General features: G+C 70.2%; 4 protein-coding genes. All 4 read right to left on the reverse strand.

Going from position 1 to position 3,744, the window contains the following annotated elements:
* The coding region (locus tag ACWFR4_RS47960; protein WP_453658187.1) for a hypothetical protein at positions 1-675 on the reverse strand (675 nt) is incomplete at its 3' end.
* 349 nt (positions 676-1,024) lie between these two features.
* A complete protein-coding gene (locus ACWFR4_RS47965; RefSeq protein ID WP_453658188.1) occupies positions 1,025-1,495 on the reverse strand; it encodes a hypothetical protein in 471 nt (156 codons plus the stop codon).
* A gap of 538 nt (positions 1,496-2,033) precedes the next feature.
* A complete protein-coding gene (locus tag ACWFR4_RS47970) occupies positions 2,034-2,558 on the reverse strand; it encodes a hypothetical protein (protein ID WP_453658190.1) in 525 nt (174 codons plus the stop codon).
* A gap of 216 nt (positions 2,559-2,774) precedes the next feature.
* Complete coding sequence (locus ACWFR4_RS47975) at positions 2,775-3,161, reverse strand: hypothetical protein (RefSeq protein ID WP_453658192.1); 387 nt, start codon at positions 3,159-3,161, stop codon at positions 2,775-2,777.
* Between the last annotated feature and the right edge of the window lie 583 nt (positions 3,162-3,744).

Consider the following 3,744-nt stretch of genomic DNA (forward strand, 5'->3'; position numbering starts at 1 on the left):
GGGGACGACTTCGCGACGTCCGCCCGGGTGCTGGATCTGCACGACGGACCGGCCCATGGCATTGCGCAGGACCGCTGTGAGACGACCGCTTCCGCCTGGGACGGTGACGCGCTTCGGGGAGGAGCGGCAGAACCTCCAGGGCGTGGTGGGCGTCTCGTCGAGCCAGCCATCTGCTGCCAGGGAGACTTTCTCGTAGTGTCCGGCGAGGCCTTCGACCTGGGGGCAGGAGCAGCGGACGTGGACGATGCAGGTGCCGGTTTCGGTGTAGCCGATGCGGACGGGCGGGACCGGTTCGAGCCCGCGGATCTGTACTCGGTTGTGCTCGACCTGCCGTGCATGGTCCTGGCGGCGCTCTGCAAGGGCGGATAGGGCGCTGCGTACGGCGGTGTCCTGGTCGGGGGCGGGGCGCCCGAGGGGGCGGCGGCCATCGACGTCGTAGGCAGTGAACTCGTTCTCACCGGTGTCCGGCTTGGGGGTGCGCACGACGGCGTAGTGGACGACGGCGGGAAAGTCGATGTGGTCCGGCAGGCCGCCGGGGAAACTGTCGGGCACGGTGAAGAATTGGCCGTCGTCGCCGAACAGCTCGCGGACCGTCTGCTGGGAGACGGAACGGGGGCGTGGCCGGGATGTGGTCAGGAGTGGGAGGTCTCCGGCGTTCAGGTCCGGTGTGGTCATGGTCGGGTGTCCCTTCTCGTGGCGCCCTGCGCCTGTTGGGGGTAAGAGGGACTTTGTCGGGACGGTCGGCTAGCTCGGCAAGAGCGCCAGGAGGGTGACCGCTGGGCGCCACGATGACCGCCCAAATGGCTACGCATCGCTGCGAAGCATTGGCCTGCCGTCCCCACGGACGGGGCGGGACACGCGGTAGCCCGCACTCGCGCCCTGAACCGAGCGGGCACGGGGCGGGCTCCTGCGGACCGGCGTGCGGCCCACTCCGGGGACTGCACGCCGGCAAGGGGTGGCGGGCAGTGCACGGCAGTCTGAGAGAGCCGGGCGGGGAGGGGCCTGGCCGATTCGGCCCGGGGGCTCAGCCGCAGTGGACGTTCTCCGCGAGCGCGCTGTAGTGGCCGCCCTTGATGGCCATGTCACCGACCACGTTGATACACGCGTGCGGCGCCTTCACATACACCGGGCCCGCCCAGTGCGTGTAGTTGCGCCCGAGCTGGTAGCCGTCCGACGCACCGCTCTTGTACTTCGGGCTGTGCAGCCCGACGCCCAGCCCGTACGCCTTGCCCATCATCGTGGCGACCGGCTTGGCGATCGCACAGTTCTTGTGACTCGCCGCGCTGTAGTACACGTACACGTAGCCGCCGGTTCCCGGACCCCTCCCCGAGTCCCGCTTCATGGGGTGCGCCCCCACCAGCTGATATCCGGAACCACACAGGGCCCCGTACGACGACGGGCTCGCCGCGGAGGCAGCTGGCGCTGTCACCAGCGCCCCGCCCACCACCGCCAGACCCATCGCGGCAGCAGCAATAGCAACACGAAACTTCGGCATCAGACCGCCTTCCAAGAAGCCCTGTACGGGCCCCTGAAACATCGACCAAACAATTGACCAGGACACGCCGAGCCTGATGCCCACACACCTCACCCCCGCCCCCCGACCGCCCCTGAGCCCACCCCCTGACACCACCATCCACATCCCCATCCCACCCCACGAAACCCACCACTCACCCGAGCGCCAGCCCGACCTCAGCCGAACCCCTCACACCGCGGAGCCCACGCGCGACGGACAGGTGCGTGTGCCCCGCACGGGAGACACAGCGCGGGGCACATAACCGGGGGCATCGCCGGGTACAGCCGGGGCGGCAGGGAAGGGAGTTCCCCGTCTAGTGCAAGGCCAGGCGGCGGTGTCGCCGTTGCTGTCGTAGCTGTCGCACAGGTGCCGGGGTTCAGCGGCCGGGAGCGCCCGGCATCGGTGAACGGCCCCAGGAGCTGAGGCAAGCCTGCAACTGGGCCGACCGCCGGGCCTCGTCGCCAGCTCGGCCCGCCCCGCCGGTGGTGGCGGTGCGGGCCGAAAGGCAAGGGTGGGTGGGTCAGCCCTTAAGCCAGCCCATGCTGTGCGAGATGTGGTTCGGCCCGGGCGGGGTGCTGCTCATGCTGTCGAGGGGGTAGGTGGTTCCGCCGGTGAAGGGCTCACCGTCCCACTGGACGGCTGCGGAGTTCCGACTTCGGATGACGATCGAGCCCTTCTGTCCGGAGCGGGACCCTGCGGTTGCCCAGAACTCGGCGCCGGTGTCGAAGGCTTCGAACGGTGCGCGGCCCAGGTCACGAACCTCAACCCACAGCTCATCGATGGCTCTGCGCTCCTCGGCGCTGTTGAGGATGTGTTTCTGAATCTGCTCGGCGATGGATCGTTCAGCGATCTTCTCGACGGAGAGCACGATGTTGCGGTGGGCGCACCAGCCGCCGTACTTGACCCAGTACCGGGGGAACTTGGCCTCCCATGCGTCGGCGACGGGCGTGTCGCAGGTGAAGGTGACGTATCCGAGCTTCGCAAGCGGGTCGTGGGGGTTGTCCCACCAGAAGTCGGTGGGGGACATGCGCAGGACGTGGGTCATGAGCTGGCTCTCCTGGTAGACGGACGCCCGCAGGTGCGAAGCGTCGGGGTGACGTCGATGAGGGCAACGCTGGTTGGACGGATGGCCGCACGGGGACTGGACGGCGAGCGAGTGTCGCTACGCCGGGTGCCGGTGGGGCGACGGGCAGAAGGCGCGGAAGACCCGCCCGGCCGAGATCGGCGGGGCGGGTCTTGGAGCACCTCGATGAGGGGCGGGTCAGCGGACCTTCGGAGCGGCCGGGGCCTTCGGGGCGGCGGGAGCCTTAGGAGCGGCCGGGGCCTTCGGGGCGGCGGGAGCCTTGGGAGCGGCCGGGGCCTTCGGGGCGGCGGGAGCCTTGGGAGCAGGGCCTACGGGCAGACGTGTTCCCGGCGTGACGTGGCGGCTGGGCATACCAGGCGTGTTGTGCGGGGTGCACGGGCGCCGGCTCGCAGTCTGCTTTGCGGTGACGGCGCGCGTCGTGGGGCAGCGGGTCGGGGTGGAATGGCCGGTGCCGTGGCTGGCATCGGGGAGCATCGCGAGCAGCAACAGCAGGATCGCGAGGAACAGCACGGCCACGACAAAGGCAAGAACGGTCAGGGACGGGGCAGTGCGCGTGCGGGACATGAATGCAAGGTTCCTTTCACAGAAGATTATTGGAGTGCCTGGCCGCGCTGCAGGATGTGGTCCTGCCTCGTGGCGTCCGGCGGTGAGGACAATCACCCGGCGGGGAGTTAGCGAGGCAACTTCGCTTCCGCGCCGCGATCCTCCGGCTCACGGCCGCGTCATCGCTCGTGGCTCCGGGTGCCGGAAAGGCCCGCCCCCGAGGCCGGTCACGGCGGCGCGGGGTAGGCCCAGGCGAGGCTTCACGAGGGACGACGTGGCTTCCGGAGCGGCCATGGGAGCGGCTCCCCCGGCGTATGCGTCACTGTGCAACAACAGTGATTCGGCCGGGAATTGGGACAGCGCTGGCTGGCGTTCGTCCGACGGACGGCCGCCAGCCGACCGTGCACGCCGCGGCGCGGGGCGACGGGTGGGGTGCTGACGCGAGCGGGTCCGCCGGGCCAGTGGCGGCCAGGCGGGCCCGGAGGGGGCGGATCGATCAGTCGGCCTGTGAGGGAAGCGATTCGAGCGCGGCCTGGGCGAGCACGTCCAGTGCGGCGGCGTCAGCGGTGGACGCCGTCAGGTGGGCGCGGGCATCGGCAAGGGC

This window comes from Streptomyces sp. NPDC055140 (assembly GCF_053607285.1).

Excerpts from the sequence above, each read along its gene's own strand:
- ACWFR4_RS47965 (WP_453658188.1), bottom strand. The coding sequence starts at position 1,495 with ATGCCGAAGTTTCGTGTTGCTATTGCTGCTGCCGCGATGGGTCTGGCG.
- ACWFR4_RS47970 (WP_453658190.1), bottom strand. The coding sequence starts at position 2,558 with ATGACCCACGTCCTGCGCATGTCCCCCACCGACTTCTGGTGGGACAAC.
- ACWFR4_RS47975 (WP_453658192.1), bottom strand. The coding sequence starts at position 3,161 with ATGTCCCGCACGCGCACTGCCCCGTCCCTGACCGTTCTTGCCTTTGTC.